The organism is Streptomyces lincolnensis, assembly GCF_021173675.1.
GTDB classification, from domain to species: Bacteria; Actinomycetota; Actinomycetes; order Streptomycetales; family Streptomycetaceae; genus Streptomyces; species Streptomyces lincolnensis_B.
On record NZ_JAIHON010000002.1, the window covers coordinates 286,810 to 306,908 of the forward strand.

General features: G+C 69.2%; 17 protein-coding genes and 1 riboswitch. Of the genes, 12 read left to right on the forward strand and 5 right to left on the reverse strand.

Annotation, left to right across the window (positions count from 1 at the left end; translation table 11 throughout):
* Positions 1–74 precede the first annotated feature (74 nt).
* On the forward strand, positions 75–2,330 hold the full coding sequence (locus K4B79_RS04835; protein ID WP_232024985.1) for a protein kinase domain-containing protein: 2,256 nt from the start codon (positions 75–77) through the stop codon (positions 2,328–2,330).
* An 18-nt stretch (positions 2,331–2,348) separates the two neighbouring features.
* Here K4B79_RS04835 and nadA read toward each other — a convergent pair whose 3' ends face one another.
* Positions 2,349–3,533, reverse strand: coding sequence for a quinolinate synthase NadA (nadA, locus tag K4B79_RS04840; RefSeq protein ID WP_232024986.1), 1,185 nt, complete (start codon positions 3,531–3,533; stop codon positions 2,349–2,351).
* Between the two features lie 264 nt (positions 3,534–3,797).
* Between nadA and K4B79_RS04845 the strand changes: the two genes are divergently transcribed.
* Positions 3,798–4,154 carry an iron-sulfur cluster assembly accessory protein gene (locus tag K4B79_RS04845; RefSeq protein WP_030582488.1) on the forward strand — a complete coding sequence of 119 codons (357 nt, stop codon included), beginning with the start codon at positions 3,798–3,800 and terminating at the stop codon, positions 4,152–4,154.
* A gap of 81 nt (positions 4,155–4,235) precedes the next feature.
* On the opposite strand, the gene K4B79_RS04850 is transcribed toward K4B79_RS04845, so the two are convergent.
* Together K4B79_RS04850 and K4B79_RS04855 are read right to left on the reverse strand one after the other, a co-directional pair.
* The gene (locus K4B79_RS04850; protein WP_232024987.1) at positions 4,236–6,185 is read right to left on the reverse strand and encodes a hypothetical protein; all 1,950 of its coding nucleotides are present in this window, start codon (positions 6,183–6,185) and stop codon (positions 4,236–4,238) included.
* A gap of 161 nt (positions 6,186–6,346) precedes the next feature.
* Positions 6,347–6,556, reverse strand: coding sequence for a hypothetical protein (locus tag K4B79_RS04855; RefSeq protein ID WP_232024988.1), 210 nt, complete (start codon positions 6,554–6,556; stop codon positions 6,347–6,349).
* 140 nt (positions 6,557–6,696) lie between these two features.
* On the opposite strand from K4B79_RS04855, the gene K4B79_RS04860 reads away from it, so the two are divergent.
* On the forward strand, positions 6,697–7,671 hold the full coding sequence (locus tag K4B79_RS04860) for a carbohydrate kinase family protein (protein WP_232024989.1): 975 nt from the start codon (positions 6,697–6,699) through the stop codon (positions 7,669–7,671).
* A gap of 13 nt (positions 7,672–7,684) precedes the next feature.
* On the opposite strand, the gene K4B79_RS04865 is transcribed toward K4B79_RS04860, so the two are convergent.
* Positions 7,685–9,070, reverse strand: a complete 1,386-nt coding sequence (locus tag K4B79_RS04865) for a cysteine desulfurase/sulfurtransferase TusA family protein (RefSeq protein ID WP_232024990.1) — start codon at positions 9,068–9,070, stop codon at positions 7,685–7,687.
* A gap of 268 nt (positions 9,071–9,338) precedes the next feature.
* On the opposite strand from K4B79_RS04865, the gene ctaC reads away from it, so the two are divergent.
* The 4 genes from ctaC to K4B79_RS04885 all read left to right on the forward strand — a co-directional run bounded on the left by ctaC (position 9,339) and on the right by K4B79_RS04885 (position 13,826).
* Entirely contained in the window at positions 9,339–10,298 is a 960-nt protein-coding gene (gene ctaC, locus K4B79_RS04870) for an aa3-type cytochrome oxidase subunit II (protein WP_232024991.1), read from the forward strand.
* Positions 10,295–12,037 carry an aa3-type cytochrome oxidase subunit I gene (gene ctaD / locus K4B79_RS04875; RefSeq protein WP_232024992.1) on the forward strand — a complete coding sequence of 581 codons (1,743 nt, stop codon included), beginning with the start codon at positions 10,295–10,297 and terminating at the stop codon, positions 12,035–12,037. Before ctaC ends, ctaD begins: the two co-directional genes overlap by 4 nt.
* Positions 12,034–12,432, forward strand: a complete 399-nt coding sequence (locus K4B79_RS04880) for a cytochrome c oxidase subunit 4 (protein WP_232024993.1) — start codon at positions 12,034–12,036, stop codon at positions 12,430–12,432. The genes ctaD and K4B79_RS04880 overlap by 4 nt, the downstream gene beginning before the upstream one ends.
* 131 nt (positions 12,433–12,563) lie before the next feature.
* The gene (locus K4B79_RS04885) at positions 12,564–13,826 is read left to right on the forward strand and encodes a L,D-transpeptidase (RefSeq protein WP_232024994.1); all 1,263 of its coding nucleotides are present in this window, start codon (positions 12,564–12,566) and stop codon (positions 13,824–13,826) included.
* A gap of 78 nt (positions 13,827–13,904) precedes the next feature.
* Here K4B79_RS04885 and K4B79_RS04890 read toward each other — a convergent pair whose 3' ends face one another.
* Positions 13,905–14,306 carry a hypothetical protein gene (locus K4B79_RS04890; protein ID WP_232024995.1) on the reverse strand — a complete coding sequence of 134 codons (402 nt, stop codon included), beginning with the start codon at positions 14,304–14,306 and terminating at the stop codon, positions 13,905–13,907.
* Between the two features lie 144 nt (positions 14,307–14,450).
* Between K4B79_RS04890 and ctaE the strand changes: the two genes are divergently transcribed.
* The 5 genes from ctaE (at position 14,451) to trpD (ending at position 19,856) form a co-directional block, all read left to right on the forward strand.
* Positions 14,451–15,071 (forward strand): aa3-type cytochrome oxidase subunit III, encoded by a 621-nt coding sequence (ctaE, locus tag K4B79_RS04895; RefSeq protein ID WP_067431166.1) that lies wholly within the window; start codon positions 14,451–14,453, stop codon positions 15,069–15,071.
* A 61-nt stretch (positions 15,072–15,132) separates the two neighbouring features.
* Positions 15,133–15,942 (forward strand): cytochrome bc1 complex diheme cytochrome c subunit, encoded by an 810-nt coding sequence (gene qcrC, locus K4B79_RS04900; protein ID WP_232024996.1) that lies wholly within the window; start codon positions 15,133–15,135, stop codon positions 15,940–15,942.
* A complete protein-coding gene (gene qcrA, locus K4B79_RS04905) occupies positions 15,939–17,012 on the forward strand; it encodes a cytochrome bc1 complex Rieske iron-sulfur subunit (RefSeq protein WP_232024997.1) in 1,074 nt (357 codons plus the stop codon). Before qcrC ends, qcrA begins: the two co-directional genes overlap by 4 nt.
* A complete protein-coding gene (gene qcrB, locus K4B79_RS04910) occupies positions 17,009–18,649 on the forward strand; it encodes a cytochrome bc1 complex cytochrome b subunit (protein WP_232024998.1) in 1,641 nt (546 codons plus the stop codon). Before qcrA ends, qcrB begins: the two co-directional genes overlap by 4 nt.
* A 142-nt stretch (positions 18,650–18,791) precedes the next feature.
* Positions 18,792–19,856 (forward strand): anthranilate phosphoribosyltransferase, encoded by a 1,065-nt coding sequence (gene trpD, locus K4B79_RS04915; RefSeq protein WP_232024999.1) that lies wholly within the window; start codon positions 18,792–18,794, stop codon positions 19,854–19,856.
* Positions 19,857–19,934: 78 nt separating this feature from the next.
* Positions 19,935–20,051, forward strand: a riboswitch (SAM riboswitch).
* Positions 20,052–20,099: the final 48 nt, after the last annotated feature.

Here is a 20,099-nt window from a genome sequence, read left to right on the forward strand (position 1 = left end):
GTACCCGGCCTCCGGCGCTTCGCCGTTACGTATCCTGTGGCCCGAACGGGGTGACGGGGAGGGGGATTCCGGCGGTGCCACTGCACAAGGACGACCCGAAGTCGGTCGGCGGGTACAAACTGCTCGACCGGCTCGGAGCCGGCGGTATGGGAGCGGTCTACCTCGGCAGATCGCGTTCGGGCCGCGAGGTCGCCGTCAAGGTGGTGCACGCCCAGTACGCGGAGGACCCCGTCTTCCGCACCCGCTTCCGGCAGGAGATCGAGGCCGTCCGCAAGGTCAGCGGCGCCTTCACCGCACCGGTCGTGGACGCCGACCCGGAGGCGGCCCGGCCCTGGATGGCCACCCAGTACGTGTCCGGCCACTCGCTGGCCCGGCGGATCCGTGACCACGGCGCCCTGCGCGAGGGTGAACTGCGGCAGCTGGCCCTGGGGCTGGTGGAGGCTCTGCGGGACATCCACCGGGCCGGTGTGGTGCACCGGGACCTCAAGCCGGCGAACGTCCTGATGGCGGAGGACGGCCCCCGTGTCATCGACTTCGGCATCTCCCGCGCCGCCGAGAACCACAACACCCTCACCGAGACCGGCCAGATGATCGGCACCCCGCCGTTCATGTCCCCGGAGCAGCTCACCGACGCCCGCACGGTCGGCCCGGCCTCCGACGTCTTCTCCCTGGGCGCGCTGCTGGTGTACGCCCTGACCGGGCGCGGCCCCTTCGACGCCGACAGCCCCTATCTGACGGCGTACCGCGTGGTCCACGACGTCCCCGTCCTGGACGGTCTGGCCGAGCCGCTGCGCGGGGTCCTGGCGGGCTGTCTGGCCAAGGAGGCCGCCGACCGCCCCGAACTCGACGACCTGGCACGGCAGTTCGCGACGGCCCTGCCGGAGGCGGACACGGGCGAGTTCCCCACGGTGACCCTGCGCGGCGACGCACCCCTGGTGCCACCCACCCGCCCCGGCACCGTGGCCGACCCCGCGCCGACGCCCCGGCCGGGCCGCCGACGCCGTATCCGCCCCCTGCTGGCGGCGACCGGAACGGTGGGCGCCCTGGTCCTCGGGCTGACCGCCTACCTCCTGATCGGCCCGGGACAGGCCGAGAGCGACGCCGGGGCGAGCCCCGCGCCCTCCCCGGCCTCCCGGTGGGCGGCCCTGCCCGAGGGCTGGAAGCCGTGGCGGACGACGCTGTTCGAGCCCTCTTCCGTCGGCGGGAGGAAGCCGCTGGGGGCGTCGGGCGGTCTGCTGGCGGGCGAGCCCGGGTGCCGGATGCACGAGGAGGCCGTGTACTGCGCGGGCGACGGCATCCTGCCGGTACGCCTGGACGGCCGGAGCGGCAGGACCGTCTGGCGCGCCCAGACCGTCCCGGCCGACACCGACGGCGGGAGGTACTCCGCCCGGCTGATCGGCGTCCAGGACGGAGCGGTGATCGTGTCGCAGTCCGTCGCCACCGACTCCGCCGAGAACGACCCGCTCTACGTGCTCGGCCTCGACACCGAGACCGGCGAGCAGCTGTGGAAGAGCCGCGCGAACCACGAGAACATCGAGGCGGCCCTGTCCGGCGGCCTGCTCATGACCTCCACCGACGGCGTGAGCGTGTCGGCCCGGTCCCCGCGCACCGGCGCCGTGCGCTGGACCGTGAAGCCGCCCCCCGGCTACTACTGCGCCTTCCTGGGCAGCGACACCGGCGTGTACGCCCAGTGCACCCCGGCCGGCGTCCTGACCACGGGCGGCTACCGGCTCCTCGCCCTGGACCCGTCCGACGGCTCGATGCGGAACATCCGCACGCCGGACCAGACCGGCGTCCTCGGGGTCCTGGACGGGCGGGTGGTCATGATGCAGATGGCCTCGGGGGAGGAGGTGTCCGTCGCGGACGCGCCGTACGAACGCGTCCTGCTCATCGACCCGGACACCGGTGCCACCACCTCGGTGAAGCTGGCGAAGAGCTACGAGGGGGACAAGCCGGTGCTGTCGGGCGGCACCCTGTGGTTCGCCTCGCGCAGCGGCCTGGTGACCGCCGTGTCCCCGCTGACCGGCAAGCAGCTGTGGCAGACCCAGACCAGCCTGGAACAACCGGGCGCGCCCACCTACGACACCCGGACCCGCACCCTGTACCTGGCCAGCGTCAGCGGCCGGGTGGCGGCCCTCGACGGACGCGAGGGCGAGTCCCTGTGGGAGACACTGCCGCGCACGAGCGTGTCGTCCTCCGACCCGGTGAACGGCCCCCTCGTCCTGCTCCACCAGGGCGCGCTCGTCGTGGGCACACCCAACGGCACGCTGTTCTCCGTCGACCCCGCCCACCCCGAGGAGAAACCTGCGGAGGAACCCGCCTCGGGGTGAGCGTGCGTCGCACGGGGCCTACGGCAGCGCCAGCATCCGCTCCAGCGCCAGCTTCGCGAACGCCTCGGTCTCCTTGTCGACCTCGATGCGGTTGACGAGCTTGCCCTCGGCCAGCGACTCCAGCGTCCACACCAGGTGGGGGAGGTCGATGCGGTTCATGGTCGAGCAGAAGCAGACCGTCTTGTCGAGGAAGACGATCTCCTTGCCCTCGGGAGCGAAACGGTTCGCCAGACGGCGGACCAGGTTCAGCTCCGTGCCGATCGCCCACTTGGAACCGGCGGGCGCGGCCTCAAGGGCCTTGATGATGTACTCGGTCGAGCCGACGTAGTCCGCCGCTGCGACGACCTCGTGCTTGCACTCCGGGTGGACCAGCACGTTCACCCCGGGTATCCGGGCGCGGACGTCCTCCACCGACTCCAGCGAGAAGCGGCCGTGCACCGAGCAGTGCCCGCGCCACAGGATCATCTTCGCGTCCCGCAGCTGCTCGGCGGTCAGCCCGCCGTTCGGCTTGTGCGGGTTGTAGAGCACGCAGTCGTCCAGGGACAGGCCCATGTCCCGCACCGCGGTGTTGCGGCCGAGGTGCTGGTCGGGCAGGAACAGCACCTTCTCACCCTGCTCGAAGGCCCACTCCAGGGCGCGTTTCGCGTTCGACGAGGTGCAGATGAGACCGCCGTGCTTGCCCGTGAACGCCTTGATGTCCGCGGAGGAGTTCATGTACGAGACGGGCACGACCTGTTCGGCCACCCCGGCCTCGGTCAGCACGTCCCAGCACTCGGCGACCTGCTCGGCCGTGGCCATGTCGGCCATGGAGCAGCCGGCCGCCAGGTCCGGCAGGACCACCTTCTGGTCGTCGGACGTCAGGATGTCCGCGGACTCGGCCATGAAGTGCACACCGCAGAACACGATGTACTCGGCCTCCGGGCGGGCGGCCGCGTCCCGGGCCAGCTTGAAGGAGTCTCCCGTGACGTCGGCGAACTGGATGACCTCGTCGCGCTGGTAGTGGTGGCCGAGCACGAACACCTTGTCGCCGAGCTTCTCCTTGGCGGCGCGGGCCCGCTCGACGAGGTCCGGGTCGGAGGGCGAGGGCAGGTCGCCGGGGCACTCGACGCCCCGCTCGCTCCTCGGGTCGGCCTCACGGCCGAGCAGCAACAGGGCGAGCGGAGTCGGCTGTACGTCGAGCTCCGTGGTCTGGGCGGTGGTCACGGCACGCACCCTTTCTACTTTTCGTCTAACTGACGCTATCTATCATAACCCGGTTCACGTCACTTTGACGATGGTCATTGCGTCGATGTGACGTGAATCCCTGAAGGCCCGTCGAAGGTCCGTCGACGGTCGCTGTTCGCTTCGCCGCGCGTGTGCGAGCATGAAGGAACAGGCGAAAAGACAAGTGCCGCCCGGAATGAATCCGCGGCCCCGGCGGTTGTACCCGTCGGCAAGCAGTCTCCGTACAACCCGGGAGAGATGTAGATGTCCGTATCGGACGAGACCAGCACCGTCACCGACGGCATCATCCTGTCCGACGCCGCCGCGGCGAAGGTCAAGGCCCTGCTCGACCAGGAAGGCCGTGACGACCTGGCCCTGCGTGTCGCCGTTCAGCCCGGTGGCTGCTCCGGCCTGCGCTACCAGCTCTTCTTCGACGAGCGTTCCCTCGACGGCGATGTCGTCAAGGACTTCGGCGGTGTCAAGGTCGTCACCGACCGGATGAGCGCCCCGTACCTGGGCGGCGCGTCCATCGACTTCGTCGACACCATCGAGAAGCAGGGCTTCACGATCGACAACCCGAACGCGACGGGTTCCTGCGCCTGCGGCGACTCCTTCAGCTGACCCCCGCGGTCGTCCGAGCGACGAGAAGGCGGCGGCCCCCTCCGACGGGGCCGCCGCCTTCGCGCATGTCCCGGTCCGTGATCAGCGCGCCCCGGACGTCTCGGGGAGCCGTGCCCCCTTCTTCTCCAGCGGGATCTCCTTGCCGTCGGAACCCACGACCTTCCGGTCGCCCAGCGGCTCCTCCAGCTGCACCGTCCGGTGGTACTCCTTGGCGATCATGATGCAGACCTTGTCCCGCCACGGGGTCTCGGTCACCGTCACGGTCACCTCGTCCCCGCTCTCGCGCGCCGTGACCTTGTAGTCGCCGCACACCCCGCCGGTGTAGGCGACGGTCAGGCCGGTGCCGTCGGCCGTGTAGCCGTCGACCCGGACGTCCCTCGTGGCCGGCGCCGCGGTCGGCTCGTCACCCGGGTCGCCCGGCTGCGTGCTCGGCTGCCCCGAGGGCTCGTCGGAGGGTGCCGGGGAGGCCAGGTACTTCGGATCGATCGCCGGATGCGTGACCGTGAAGGCGTCCTGCGCCCCCGCCGCCCGCACCTCGAACAGCCATGACGGGACCAGCGCCTGCCGCCCGTCCACCACCTGCGACGACAGCCCGAACACGGCCTTCTCGACCGTGAGCGTCTCCCGCGGCGCGGTCGCCCCGGCCCCGGAGGACTCGCACGGCGCTTCCAGCCGGTCCTTCAGCGGTACGGGGCTCGCGCAGCCGCCGATCCCCATGTACCGGCCGGGCACCCGCGCCGAGTTCAGCGCCGCCAGCGTCTTCTCCGCGTCCAGCACGGGATACGTGTCGCTCTTCACCGGCGACTTCAGCAGACCGCTGCCGCTCACCACGTCGCCCTGCGCGTCGACGGTCACGCCGGTCGCCCAGCCGTAGGTGGGCATTCCGCCCACGAGCGGATCGGCGTTCACCAGCCGTTGGGCGCCCACGGTCCGGCTCGCGTCCGACTTCGCGTCGTCCTGACCCACCGCCTTGAGCACCGGCGCGGCCGCCTTCTTCGCGACCGTCTCGCTCACCGGGTTCCCGGACGGGTCCGCGGGGGTCTTGGGGCAGACGGTGGTGCTCGTGCAGGAGTCGGAGCCCGGCGCGTAGCGCTGGAACGTCCAGCTGCCCGGCGCCTGCTTGTTCACCCGCAGCAGCGGTCCCGAGCCGTCCCTCTCCCCGACCGTCCAGGACTGCCCCTGGGCCACCGGTTTCCCGGTCACCCCGAGCGCCGCGGCCAGCCCGGCCACCTCGCCCGCGGTGACCTGTCCGCCCGTCCGGTACACCGGCGCCGAACCGGGACCGTCCGGCAGCGTCCCGTCGGCGCGGTACGTGGCGCCGTTCGGATCGGGCTCACCGGGTGCGACGCCGTTCGTACCGCTGCTTTCGGAGTAGCCCTCGATGGCCAGCGGCGGGGGAGTGCCGTCACCGGAGGCCCCCGACGTCCGCCCGTCCGGGCCTCCGGAGCCGTCGGAGGCGGTCGTCGCGAAGTACGCCCCACCACCGCCGACGAGCAGCACGGCGGCCGCGACGGCGACGGCGACGAGAGCGGGCCGCCGCCGCGGCGGCTCGGCGACGCCGGCCGAGTCGTCGCCGGTGGCGGTCACATCGGCGCCGGACTCCTCCGGAGCGGGAGGAGCCCCGGCTTCGGGCCCGGTCCGGTCCGCTTCGGTCTCAGGGGCGTCAGGGATCTCAGGGGCTTCAGAGGCCTCAGGGGCCTCGGCGGGCTCATCGGCCTCGGCAGACTGACCGGCTTCAGGAGTCTCGCTGGCCTCAGGAGTCTCACTGGTCTCGGTGGCGGTGACCGGTCCGGGAGTCTCCGCCGACTCCTCGTCACCGGCCGCCGCCCCACCCTCTTCCCCGACCTCGTCCCGGGCCGCCTCCGCGGTCTCTTCCGCGGTCTCCTCCGGCGTCTCCGTCTCCCCTGCCTTCTGCGCCGCCTTCTCCGCAGCAGGCCCGACGGCCCCGTCGGTGTCCCGCGGCGTACCGGCGTTCTCGGCGGCGCCGTCCTCCGGGGCAACGTCGTCGTTGTCGGGTCGCTCGGTGTTCACCGCATCGCTCCTTCGGCTGTGCGTCTGTCCCATGACCCTGACCCGACCCTGTCAAAGAGGCGGGCCGGTGGGTCGTATCGCGCATCCCCTTTACGGGGGACGGCGATGGGACGCAGCGGGGGAGCGCGCGGTTCCCTGCGGAGCGCCGGAAAGGCGCCGCCTCAGTCCCCGTACTCCGACATGGCCTCCAGCAGCCGGGCCGACCCCGGCGGTACGGTCACACCGTGGATGAGGGACGGGGAGACCGGAAGGGGCACGATCCGCTTGGGGACGGCCCAGTGGGGAGCCATCCGGGCGCAGTCGCCGCGCAGCGACGCCAGATCGCCGTCGAGGTCGGCCGGAGCGGGAGAGCGGAGTTCAAGGTTCGTCATAGCGGCACCGTAGGCACGGTCGAGCCCGCGAAGAAAGATCTACTATCGGGTAGTTTTCCCCACTTCAGCGCCTCGCAGAGCCCCGCGCCGACCCGATAGCGTGAAGCGTCCACCCGTCTCCCTACAGGAGAGTCAACGCCGTGCGCATCGCAGTCACCGGCTCCATCGCCACCGACCACCTCATGACCTTCCCCGGCCGCTTCGCCGACCAGTTCGTCGCGGACCAACTGCACACGGTCTCGTTGTCCTTCCTCGTGGACAACCTCGACGTGCGCCGGGGCGGCGTCGGCGCGAACATCGCCTTCGGCATGGGCCAGCTGGGCACCCGGCCGATCCTGGTCGGTGCCGCGGGCTTCGACTTCGACGAGTACCGGGCCTGGCTCGACCGGCACGGCGTCGACACCGCCTCGGTGCGCATCTCCGAGACGCTGCACACCGCCCGCTTCGTCTGCACCACCGACGCCGACCACAACCAGATCGGCTCCTTCTACACCGGTGCGATGAGCGAGGCCCGTCAGATCGAGCTGAAGACCGTCGCCGACCGTGTCGGCGGCCTCGACCTGGTCTCCATCGGCGCCGACGACCCGGAGGCGATGCTCCGCCACACCGAGGAGTGCCGCTCCCGCTCCATCCCCTTCGCCGCCGACTTCTCCCAGCAGATCGCCCGCATGGAGGGCGAGGAGATCCGGATCCTGCTGGACGGGGCGACGTACCTCTTCTCCAACGAGTACGAGAAGGGCCTCATCGAGTCCAAGACCGGCTGGTCCGACGCGGAGATCCTCTCCAAGGTCGGCCACCGCGTCACCACCCTCGGCGCGCAGGGCGTACGCATCGAGCGGGTGGGCGAGAAGGCGATCGAGGTCGGCTGCCCGGAGGAGGAGCGCAAGGCCGACCCCACGGGCGTCGGCGACGCCTTCCGCGCCGGGTTCATGTCCGGGCTCGCCTGGGGTGTCTCCCTGGAGCGCGCGGCCCAGGTCGGCTGCATGCTGGCGACCCTCGTCATCGAGACGGTCGGCACGCAGGAGTACCAGCTGCGCCGGGCGCACTTCATGGACCGCTTCACCAAGGCGTACGGGCATGAGGCGGCGGCGGAGGTCCAGGGGCACCTGGTCTGACGTCCGGCCGGGATCATCCGAGCCGGCGGACCAGATAGGCCGTTCCTCGTTCCGCCGGCTCCTCGCCCACGTACTCCTGTTCGCGCATCTGGCACCACGCCGGGATGTCGAGCCGTGCCGCCTCGTCGTCGGACAGGACCCGCACGGTGCCGCCCACCGGCACACTCCCGATCACCTTGGCCAGCTCGATGACGGGGACCGGGCACCGCTTGCCGAGGGCGTCCACGACGAGTTCGTCGCCCCCGACGTCCCGGACGACGGCCGAGGGCACCGGCGCCCCCAGCTTCTCGCGCACCCCGCGCACCGCCCCCGGCAGGACGGCGAGGAACCTCTCCACGTCCTCCTCCGCCGTCCCCGCCGGCAGCGAAACCCGCACGTTTCCCTCACTCAGCACCCCCATCGCCTTGAGCACATGGCTCGGCGTCAGCGTGCTGCTCGTACAGGACGATCCGGACGAAACCGAGAAACCCTCCCGGTCGAGCTCGTGCAGCAGGGTCTCTCCGTCGACATAGAGACAGGAGAAGGTGACGATCCCCGGCAGCCGCCGCTCCGGATCGCCCACCACCTCCACATCCGGCACCAGCTCCGGCACCCGCGCCCGGATCCGTTCCGTCAGCTCCCGCAGCCGTACCGCCTCCCGCTCCGCCTCCGCCCGTACCGCCCGCAGGGAGGCCGCGGCCGCGACGACGGCCGGCAGGTTCCCGAAGCCGGGAGCCCGTCCCGACTCCCGCTCGTCGGCGGGCCCTTGGACCGAGAACCGCACCCCCTTGCGCACGACGAGCAGCCCCACACCCGCCGGACCGCCCCACTTGTGCGCGCTCGCCGTCAGCAACGACCAGTCGCCCGCCACGGGCCCCCACCCGAGCGACTGCGCCGCGTCCACCAAAAGCGGCACCCCGGCGGCCCGGCAGGCCTCGGCCACCTCCGCCACCGGCTGCTCGGTCCCCACCTCGTGATTGGCCGACTGAAGACACGCCACGGCGGTGTCCGGGCGGAGCGCGTCCACGTACGACTGCGGGCTCACCGCTCCCGTACGGTCCACGGCCACCCGGGTGACCAAACCGTCCTCCTTCTCGTGCACCTCGGCCGAATGGAGCACGGAAGAATGCTCGACAGACGACACGATCAGGTGACGCCCCACCCGCCGCCGCCCCGCCAACGCCCCCGCGATCCCGGCATGCACGGCCTGAGTCCCGGACGCCGTGAACACCAGTTCATCAGGACGACACCCCACTGCCTCAGCAGCAGCCTCCCGAGCAGCATCCAACAACATCCGAGCCCGCCGCCCTTCCCGGTACAGCCGAGAGGGATCGGCCCACCCTTCGTCGAGGGAGGCCAACAGCGCCTGACGAGCGACGGGATGGAGTGGAGAAGCGGAGGCGGCGTCAAGATAGGACACACGGCAACGCTAACCCCCTCAGGGGCGCGGGGCTGTATCGATTAGCGGCTCCGCCGCGGGGTGCGACCAGTCACAAACAACGCGCAGCCGCCAATTCAGCGAACCACCCCACTCACTAGGCACCCCCCGCTGAACCCTCGGAGAGCGTCGGCTAGGGTTTGGTCCGCATAAACATCCAAACCCCTGCCCGACGCAGGGCGGCGACCGACCACCGAGTTAGGCAGGCCGCAGCCAATCCGCGCGGGCGAGACTCTCGGGAAGGCGCTACGTGAGTCCCAACGGCTCCGACCGCTCGCCGCGGCGCCCGATGCGGCGGAAGCTGCTGCAGGCACTGACCGCGGGCCTGGTCCTGGCGACCGCAACCGGTTGCACATACAAGGACTTCCCCCGCCTTGGTATGCCCACCCCCACCACGGAAGAGGCTCCGCGGATCCTCTCCCTGTGGCAGGGCTCCTGGGCTGCCGCGCTCGCCGTCGGCGTGCTGGTGTGGGGCTTGATCCTGTGGAGTGCGATCTTCCACCGGCGCAGCCGCACCAAGGTCGAGGTCCCTCCGCAGACCCGGTACAACATGCCCATCGAGGCGCTGTACACGGTGGTCCCGCTCATCATCGTCTCGGTCCTGTTCTACTTCACGGCCCGTGACGAGTCGAAGCTCCTCAGCCTCAAGAAGGAGCCCGACGTCACCGTGAACGTCGTCGGCTTCCAGTGGAGCTGGGGCTTCAACTACATCACGCCCGTCGACGGTTCCACCGGTGACGCGAAGACCGACAAGAACCTGGCCGCGATCCCGGACCGGTTCAAGGAGGACTTCCCGGCGAACTCCGGCGGTGTCTACGACGTCGGCACGCCCGGCACGCGGAACCCGCAGACCGGCAACCCGGGCCCGACCCTCTGGCTTCCCAAGGGCAAGACGGTCCGCTTCGTCCTCACCTCGCGTGACGTCATCCACTCCTTCTGGGTGGTGCCGTTCCTGATGAAGCAGGACGTCATCCCGGGTCACACCAACGCCTTCGAGGTCACTCCCAACCGGGAGGGCACCTTCCTGGGCAAGTGCGCCGAGCTCTGCGGCGTCGACCACTCCCGGATGCTGTTCAACGTGAAGGTCGTCTCCCCCGAGCGCTACGAGCAGCACCTCAAGGACCTCGCCAAGAAGGGGCAGACCGGTTACATTCCCGCCGGCATCGCGCAGACGAGCCACGAGAAGAACCGGGAGACGAACAACCTGTGAGCATCCTCAACGAACCCCAGGGTGCCGCGGCGGCGGAGCCCCACTACGCGGACGAGCTGCCGGTCAGGCGCAAGCAGCCCGGCAACGTCGTGGTCAAGTGGCTCACCACCACTGACCACAAGACGATCGGCACGCTGTATCTGGTCACGTCGTTCGCGTTCTTCTGCATCGGTGGCGTGATGGCGCTCTTCATGCGCGCCGAGCTGGCCCGTCCCGGCCTGCAGATGATGTCGAACGAGCAGTTCAACCAGGCGTTCACGATGCACGGCACGATCATGCTGCTGATGTTCGCGACGCCGCTGTTCGCCGGCTTCGCGAACTGGATCATGCCGCTCCAGATCGGCGCGCCGGACGTGGCCTTCCCCCGGCTGAACATGTTCGCCTACTGGCTGTACCTGTTCGGCTCGCTCATCGCGGTGGGTGGCTTCCTCACCCCGCAGGGCGCGGCCGACTTCGGCTGGTTCGCCTACAGCCCGCTGTCGGACGCGGTCCGCTCGCCGGGCATCGGCGCCGACATGTGGATCATGGGTCTGGCCTTCTCCGGCTTCGGCACCATCCTCGGCTCGGTCAACTTCATCACCACGATCATCTGCATGCGCGCTCCGGGCATGACGATGTTCCGCATGCCGATCTTCGTGTGGAACGTGCTGCTGACCGGTGTCCTGGTCCTGCTCGCCTTCCCGGTCCTCGCGGCCGCGCTGTTCGCCCTGGAGGCGGACCGCAAGTTCGGCGCCCATGTCTTCGACTCCGCCAACGGCGGGGCCTTGCTGTGGCAACACCTCTTCTGGTTCTTCGGCCATCCAGAGGTGTACATCATCGCTCTGCCATTCTTCGGAATCATTTCCGAAGTGATCCCGGTGTTCTCGCGCAAGCCGATGTTCGGCTACATGGGTCTGGTCGCGGCGACCATTTCCATCGCGGGTCTGTCCGTGACGGTGTGGGCGCACCACATGTACGTCACCGGCGGTGTCCTCCTGCCGTTCTTCTCCTTCATGACGTTCCTCATCGCCGTACCAACGGGCGTGAAGTTCTTCAACTGGATCGGAACGATGTGGAAGGGGTCCCTGAGTTTCGAGACCCCGATGCTCTGGGCCACCGGCTTCCTGATCACCTTCACCTTCGGTGGTCTGACCGGTGTCATCCTGGCCTCGCCGCCGATGGACTTCCACGTCTCGGACTCCTACTTCGTGGTGGCGCACTTCCACTACGTCGTCTTCGGCACCGTCGTCTTCGCGATGTTCTCCGGCTTCCACTTCTGGTGGCCGAAGTGGACCGGCAAGATGCTCGACGAGCGCCTCGGCAAGATCACCTTCTGGACGCTGTTCATCGGCTTCCACGGCACCTTCCTGGTCCAGCACTGGCTGGGTGCCGAGGGCATGCCCCGCCGGTACGCGGACTACCTCGCGGCCGACGGCTTCACCGCCCTGAACACGATCTCGACGATCAGCTCGTTCCTGCTCGGCCTGTCGATCCTGCCGTTCTTCTACAACGTGTGGAAGACGGCCAAGTACGGCAAGCCGGTCGGCGTCGACGACCCGTGGGGCTACGGCCGCTCGCTCGAATGGGCGACGTCCTGCCCGCCCCCGCGGCACAACTTCCTCACCCTGCCGCGGATCCGCAGCGAATCCCCGGCGTTCGACCTGCACCACCCGGAGATCGCCGCTCTCGACCAGCTCGAGAACGCCGGTCACGGTGAGAAGGCTCTGGCCGGCAACGGCGGCAAGGAGGCCGGCAAGTGAAGGTCCAAGGCTGGATGTTCATGTGGCTGAGCGTCTTCGTGCTCGCCATGGCCGTCGTCTACGGCATTTGGTCGAAGGAGCCGGCCGGTACCACGGCCCTCTTCCTGGCCTTCGGCCTGTGCATCATGATCGGCTTCTACCTGGGCTTCACGGCCAAGCGGGTCGACGTCGGCGCACAGGACAACAAGGAGGCGGACGTCGCGGACGACGCCGGCGAGGTCGGGTTCTTCAGCCCGCACAGCTGGCAGCCGCTCTCCCTCGCGGTCGGTGGCGCCCTCGCCTTCCTGTCGATCGCGATCGGCTGGTGGCTGATGTACTTCTCGGCGCCGCTGGTCCTGGTCGGCCTCTGGGGCTGGGTCTTCGAGTACTACCGCGGTGAGAACCGCACCCAGTAGCACGAGCCGAGCTCGACAGGAGCCCGGACACTCCGTCAGGAGCGTCCGGGCTCCTGCGTTTGCCGCAACCTCCGTCCCTCGTACGAGTCACCCGGCGCGCCGTGGTTGACCGGCCTCCCTAGCGTGAGGTCATGAGCCACGCACCCCGCACCCGAACCGTCGTCGGCTGCACGCTGCTGGTGATCGCCCTCGGCGCGGGCGTCACCGCATGCGGCTCCGACGGCCACCCGCTGTCCGCCGAGCCGTACGACGCGGCGGACCAGATCGCCTTCAGCGGCCCCGTCGGCGACGGCGGGAAGGCCGACCCCGGCAAGCCCCTGGAGGTCACCGCCGAGGACGACGACGGGCGCATCACGGACGTCACGGCCAGGGACGCCACGGGACGCCATGTGGCGGGCGAACTCTCCGCCGACGGCACCCGCTGGCACAGCACCTCCCCGCTCGCCGCCGACGCCCACTACACGGTCCGTGTGAGCACCGAGGACGAGGACGGGGCGCCCGGCCGCCGGGTCGTCACCTTCGACACCGGCAAGCCCCGCACCAAGAAGCGCCTGGACGTCACCTTCGGCCCCAAGGCGGGCAAGTACGGCGTCGGCCAGCCGATCACCGCCGAGCTGAGCACGCCGGTCCAGGACAGGGCCCAGCGGGCCGTCGTCGAGCGCGCCCTCAAGGTGGAGTCCACGCCTTCCGTGCAGGGCGCCTGGCACTGGGTGGACGACAAGGAACTCCACTACCGCCCCAAGGAGTACTGGCCCACCGACGCCACCATCCAGGTCCGCAGCAACCTGGAGGGCATCAAGGTCAGCGACCGGCTGTGGGGCGGCCGGGCCAAGCCGCTCAGGCTGACCACGGGGGACCGTGTCATCGCGGTGACGGACGCCTCGTCGCACTCGATGACCGTCTACCGCAACGGCAAGGCGATCAACACGATCCCCGTCACCACCGGCAAGGCCGGCTTCGAGACCCGCAACGGCGTCAAGGTCGTCCTGGGCAAGGAGTACTTCGTACGTATGCGCGGTACCAGCATCGGCATCGCCGAGGGTTCCTCGGAGTCGTACGACCTACCGGTCTACTACGCCACCCGGGTCACCTGGAGCGGCGAGTACGTCCACGCCGCCCCCTGGTCCGTCGGCTCCCAGGGCTACGCCAACGTCAGCCACGGCTGCACCGGCATGAGCACCGCCAACGCCGAGTGGTTCTTCGACACCGTCCGCGAGGGCGACCTCGTCAAGGTCGTCAACTCCTACGGCGACACGATGGAAGCCTTCGGCAACGGCTTCGGCGACTGGAACCTCGCCTGGAAGAAGTGGCGCGGAGGCAGCGCCCTGGTGACGGGAGACCCGGAGGGCCCGGGCCCCGAGGAGGCGGCGCGTTTGAGGCCGACGACTGTGTGAGCCCCTAGGGGCGCGGGGAACTGCGCGATCAGCCGCGACGGACCCGCAGCCGCCCACGAACCACCCGGTCCCGAGCTCTTAGGCGCTCAAAGCCTTCCGATCCCGCAACAAAGACGCCAGCGCCGCCGCGAACTCCACCGGATCCACCGGAAGCGTCACGGCCGCCTCGGCCCGGCTCCAGGTGGCCAGCCAGGCGTCCTGGGGCCGCCCGATGAGCAGCAGCACCGGCGGGCAGTTGAACACCTCGTCCTTGATCTGACGGCACATCCCCATGCCGCCCATCGGCACGGCCTCGCCGTCCAGGACACAGACGTCCACGCCGCCCTTGTCCAGCTCGCTCAGCACGGCCGCCGGAGTCGCGCACTCCAGGAACTCGACGACCGGGACATCCGGCGCGGGCCGCCTCCCCGCCGCCAGCCGCACTTGCTCGCGGGTGTTGGAGTCGTCGCTGTAGACCAGCACCGTGGCGGTCGGCTGCATTGTTCCTCCGTGACGTCAGCGTCGTAAGGACAGGCCCGTTGGGCGGATGCTACTCCCTTGAACACCACGTCAACACCGGTCCGGAGCAGGGAGACACTCCGAACGGCACCCCCCGGAGTGAGGGCGGGATAAGCGACCGACATAATGTCGGTCGTGGCGACAGCAACGACAGAGACAACCGGGCACGCGCACCCATCGGTCAACCGGCCGAACCTCACCAGCGTCGGAACCATCATTTGGCTGAGTTCCGAGCTGATGTTCTTCGCGGCCCTCTTCGCGATGTACTTCACCCTGCGATCGGTGACGGGTCCTGATCACTGGAAGGAAATGGCGCATGCCCTGAACCTTCCGTTCTCGGCGACCAACACCACGATCCTGGTGCTCTCCTCCCTCACCTGCCAGCTCGGCGTGTTCGCCGCCGAGCGCGGTGACGTGAAGAAGCTCCGGATGTGGTTCATCGTCACGTTCGTCATGGGCGCGGTGTTCATCGGCGGTCAGGTCTACGAGTACACCGAGCTGGTCAAGAAGGACGGGCTCTCGCTCTCCTCCGACCCGTACGGCTCGGTCTTCTACCTGACGACCGGCTTCCACGGCCTGCACGTGACGGGCGGCCTCATCGCCTTCCTGTTCGTCCTCGGCCGCACCTACGCGGCGAAGAGGTTCACCCACGAACAGGCGACCGCGGCCATCGTCGTGTCCTACTACTGGCACTTCGTCGATGTCGTGTGGATCGGCCTCTTCGCCACGATCTACCTGATCAAGTAGCCGGGGCCCGCTCCCGCACTCCCAAGCATCGACGCAGAAGATCCTGACACCGGGGTAATCCGTGAAAAAGCTCTCCGCACGACGACGCCACCCGGCGGCGGCGCTCGTCGTCCTACTCCTCGCGCTGGTCTTCAGCGGGGGGCTGTACGCCCTGTTCGCGCCAGCGGACCAGGCGAAGGCCGACGAAACAGCCCAGTCCCTCGCCATCGAAGAGGGCAAGAAGCTCTACGCCGTAGGCTGCGCCAGCTGCCACGGCACCGGCGGTCAGGGCACCTCCGACGGTCCTAGCCTGGTGGGCGTGGGCGCCGCGGCCGTCGACTTCCAGGTCGCGACGGGCCGTATGCCGGCCCAGCAGCCGGGCGCGCAGGTCCCGAAGAAGAAGAACATCTACTCGCAGGCCGAGATCGACCAGCTGGCCGCGTTCATCGCGTCCCTGGGTGCCGGTCCGTCCGTCCCGACCGAGGCGGAGTACGGCCCCGAGGGCGCCGACATCGCCAAGGGCGGCGAGCTGTTCCGCACCAACTGCGCGCAGTGCCACAACTTCACCGGCAAGGGTGGCGCGCTGACGCACGGCAAGTTCGCGCCGAGCCTCGAGGGCGTCGACCCGAAGCACATCTACGAGGCCATGCAGACCGGCCCGCAGAACATGCCGTCGTTCCCCGACGCCACGCTGTCGGAGCAGAACAAGAAGGACATCATCGCGTACCTGCACGCGGTCAACGGCGACGAGACCGTCAGCAACGGTGGTCTTGAGCTGGGCGGGCTCGGCCCGGTCAGTGAGGGCCTCTTCGCCTGGATCTTCGGCCTCGGTGCGCTGATCGCGGTCGCCGTCTGGGTCGCCGCTCGGACCGCAAAGGCCAAGAAGTCATGAGTAGCCAAGACATTCCAGAAGAGAACCTGCCTGCTGAGCAGTCCGCAGGACACAACGAGTACGCGCACGGCGCGGTAGGCGTCGCGGACGAGAAGCACCCCTTCGCCGACCCCGGCCTGCCGCCCCACGAGCACCGGATCCAGGACATCGACGAGCGGGCCGCCAAGCGGTCCGAGCGCACGGTCGCCCTGCTGTTCACGGTGTCGATGCTGGCCACGGTCGCCTTCATCGTCTCGTACGTCGCGATCCCGCACGACAAGCCGATCTACGTCTTCCCGATCGGGCACATCAACGCGCTGAACTTCGCGCTGGGCCTGACCCTCGGTACGGCGCTGTTCACGATCGGCGCGGGCGCGGTCCACTGGGCCCGCACCCTGATGTCGGACGTGGAGGTCGCCGACGAGCGGCACCCGATCGAGGCGGCCCCCGAGGTCAAGGCCAAGGTCATGGCCGACTTCCGGGACGGTGCCAAGGAGTCGGCGCTCGGCCGTCGCAAGCTGATCCGCAACACGATGTTCGGCGCGCTGGCCCTGTTCCCGCTCTCCGGTGTCATGCTGCTGCGCGACCTCGGCCCGCTGCCCGGCACCAAGCTCCGCCACACCATGTGGCGCAAGGGGCTGATGCTGGTCAACATGAACACCAACGAGCCGCTGCGTCCCTCCGACGTCGCGGTCGGCTCGCTGACCTTCGCCAAGCCCGAGGGCCTGGAGGAGCACGACCACGAGTTCCAGACCGAGATCGCCAAGGCCGCCCTGATGATCGTCCGGATCCAGCCGGACAACATCAAGGACAAGCGCGAGCTGGAGTGGTCGCACGAAGGCATCGTCGCGTACTCGAAGATCTGCACCCACGTCGGTTGCCCGATCTCCCTGTACGAGCAGCAGACGCACCACGTGCTCTGCCCCTGCCACCAGTCCACCTTCGACCTCTCCGACGGTGCCCGAGTGATCTTCGGCCCCGCCGGTCACGCCCTGCCGCAGCTGCGCATCGGTGTGAACGACGAGGGCTACCTCGAGGCGCTCGGCGACTTCGAAGAGCCCGTCGGTCCTGCATTCTGGGAGCGCGGATGAGCACTACAGAGTCCTCCACCGAGTCCCGCGCACGCGGGAAGGCACCGGCCGGCGAACGCGTCGCCGACTGGGCGGACGGCCGGCTGGGGATCTACTCCCTGGCCAAGGCCAACATGCGCAAGATCTTCCCCGACCACTGGTCGTTCATGCTGGGTGAGGTCTGCCTCTACAGCTTCATCATCATCATCCTCACGGGTGTGTACCTGACGCTGTTCTTCCACCCGTCGATGAACGAGGTGGAGTACCACGGCAGCTACGTCCCGCTGCAGGGACAGCTGATGAGCGAGGCGTTCAACTCGACCATGCACATCTCCTTCGATGTGCGCGGTGGTCTGCTGATCCGGCAGATCCACCACTGGGCGGCGCTGATCTTCCTCGCCGGTATGTTCGTGCACATGATGCGGGTGTTCTTCACGGGCGCGTTCCGCAAGCCGCGTGAGGTCAACTGGCTGTTCGGCTTCCTGCTGTTCGTCCTGGGCATGTTCACCGGCTTCACCGGCTACTCGCTCCCGGACGACCTGCTCTCCGGCACCGGTGTCCGCTTCATGGAGGGTGCGATCCTGTCCGTGCCGATCGTCGGCACGTACCTGTCGTTCTTCCTCTTCGGCGGTGAGTTCCCGGGCGGCGACTTCGTGGCCCGCTTCTACTCGATCCACATCCTGCTGCTGCCGGGCATCATGCTCGGTCTGGTGGTCGGCCACCTGATCCTGGTCTTCTACCACAAGCACACGCAGTTCGCGGGCCCCGGCAAGTCCAACAACAACGTCGTCGGCATGCCGCTGCTGCCGGTCTACATGGCCAAGGCCGGAGGCTTCTTCTTCCTGGTCTTCGGTGTCATCGCGGCCATCTCGGCGATCGCCACGATCAACCCGATCTGGTCCATGGGCCCCTACCGCCCGGACCAGGTGTCCACCGGCGCCCAGCCCGACTGGTACATGGGCTTCTCCGAGGGCCTGATCCGAGTGATGCCGGGCTGGGAGATCGACTTCTGGGGTCACACGCTCGTGCTGGGCGTGTTCATCCCGCTGATCATCTTCCCGCTGGTCCTGGTCGCGATCGCGGTCTACCCGTTCATCGAGTCCTGGGTCACCGGCGACAAGCGCGAGCACCACATCCTGGACCGCCCGCGCAACGCCCCGACGCGCACGGCCTTCGGTGTCGCGTGGATCACCTGGTACATGGTGCTGCTGATCGGTGGTGGAAACGACCTCTGGGCCACCCACTTCCACCTGTCGATCAACGCCATCACCTGGTTCGTGCGGATCGCGTTCTTCGTGGCGCCGGTCATCGCGTTCGTCGTCACCAAGCGGATCTGCCTCGGCCTCCAGCGCCGCGACCGGGAGAAGGTGCTGCACGGTCGCGAGACCGGCATCATCAAGCGCCTGCCGCACGGTGAGTTCATCGAGGTGCACGAGCCGCTCAGCCAGGACGCGCTGCACACGCTCACCGCGCACGAGCAGTACAAGCCGGCCGAGATCGGCCCGACGGTCGACGAGAACGGCGTCGAGCGCAAGGTGAAGGGCTCCGAGAAGCTGCGCGCCAAGCTCAGCGAGGCGTACTTCGGCGAGGAGTCCCAGATTCCCAAGCCGACCGTCGAGGAGTACAAGGAGATCACGAGCGGCCACGGCCACCACTGATCGCTGCGGCGTCGCCACGCCACACCAAAGGGCCCCGTCCGGTCTTCGGACGGGGCCCTTTGCCGTGCCTTCCGGCTGGATAGGGTGGGGCCACACTCTTTTACGAGGGATCTCCTCTCGTACGACACCCAGGAGCGGCCTTATGAGCGCTGTGACCCCCGCTGGAGGCGACACCGCGGCGGGCCGTTCCTGGCCCGAGGTGCTGAACTCCCTGCTGTCCGGCCATGACCAGGACGCCGACGCCACGTTCTGGGCGCTGGACCGGATCATGCGCGGCGAGGCGACCGACGCGCAGATCGCCGGGTTCGTGGTGGCGCTGCGGGCCAAGGGGGAGACCGTCGAGGAGATCACCGGTCTGGTCCGGGCGATGTACGAGCACGCCAACGTGATCGAGGTGTCGGGTCCGACCGTCGACATCGTCGGCACCGGCGGCGACGGCGCCAAGACGGTGAACATCTCCACGATGTCCTCGATCGTCATCGCCGGCACCGGGGCGAAGGTCGTCAAGCACGGCAACCGGGCCGCGTCCTCCGCGTCCGGCGCCTCGGACGTCCTGGAGAAGCTCGGCGTCAACCTGGAGCTGACCCCGCAGCGGGTGGCCGAGGTGGCCGAGGAGGCCGGGATCACCTTCTGCTTCGCGATCAAGTTCCATCCGGCGCTGCGTCATGTGGGCGCCGCCCGCGGCCAGTTGGGCATCCGCACCGTCTTCAACGTCCTCGGTCCGCTGACCAACCCCGCCAGGGTGCGGGCCCAGGCGGTCGGGGTCGCCGACCCGCGCATGGCGCCGATCGTCGCGGGCGTCTTCGCCGAGCGCGGCAACTCCTCGCTGGTCTTCCGCGGCGACGACGGCCTCGACGAGCTGACGACCACGGCCACCTCGCGGGTCTGGATCGTCCGGGACGGCAAGGTCACCGAGGAGACCTTCGACCCGCGGGACGTCGGCATCGAGCTGGTGCCGGTGGAGGCCCTGCGCGGCGCCGATCCGTCCTACAACGCCGACGTCGCCCGACGCCTGCTGAACGGTGAGACGGGCCCCGTGCGGGACGCCGTACTCCTCAATTCGGCGGCCGCGCTGGTGGCGCTGGAACCCGGCGGGGGGACGCTGGCCGACCAACTGCGGGCCGGGATGGCGAAGGCCGCGGAGTCGATCGACTCCGGGGCGGCCAAGCTGGCGCTGGACCGCTGGGTGGCGGCCAGCAACGCGTGACCCGCACGTCGTCGTGATGTCCCGCGATCCGGACACGGGTTGCGGGACCGCGATCATCTCGCGTAGGTTTTCGAACCAGGTCATGAGTGACAGTCATGAGGCCCCGGCCGACTGTCCGGCAACCCTCCGTCCGTGGCGGGGTGCCCCGGGTGAAGACCAGGCCGTAGGCAGCGAGGTCTACGGCAAGCGCGGATCCCTCTCGCTCTTCTGACAGAGCACGGCCCAGGGATCCTGGTCTCCGAG

Bases quoted from the DNA above. Each gene is read 5' to 3' on its own strand.
- K4B79_RS04845 (WP_030582488.1), top strand. From the start codon at position 3,798: ATGTCCGTATCGGACGAGACCAGCACCGTCACCGACGGCATCATCCTG.
- K4B79_RS04855 (WP_232024988.1), bottom strand. From the start codon at position 6,556: ATGACGAACCTTGAACTCCGCTCTCCCGCTCCGGCCGACCTCGACGGC.
- K4B79_RS04885 (WP_232024994.1), top strand. From the start codon at position 12,564: ATGAGCCACGCACCCCGCACCCGAACCGTCGTCGGCTGCACGCTGCTG.
- K4B79_RS04890 (WP_232024995.1), bottom strand. From the start codon at position 14,306: ATGCAGCCGACCGCCACGGTGCTGGTCTACAGCGACGACTCCAACACC.
- ctaE (WP_067431166.1), top strand. From the start codon at position 14,451: ATGTCGGTCGTGGCGACAGCAACGACAGAGACAACCGGGCACGCGCAC.
- qcrA (WP_232024997.1), top strand. From the start codon at position 15,939: ATGAGTAGCCAAGACATTCCAGAAGAGAACCTGCCTGCTGAGCAGTCC.
- qcrB (WP_232024998.1), top strand. From the start codon at position 17,009: ATGAGCACTACAGAGTCCTCCACCGAGTCCCGCGCACGCGGGAAGGCA.
- trpD (WP_232024999.1), top strand. From the start codon at position 18,792: ATGAGCGCTGTGACCCCCGCTGGAGGCGACACCGCGGCGGGCCGTTCC.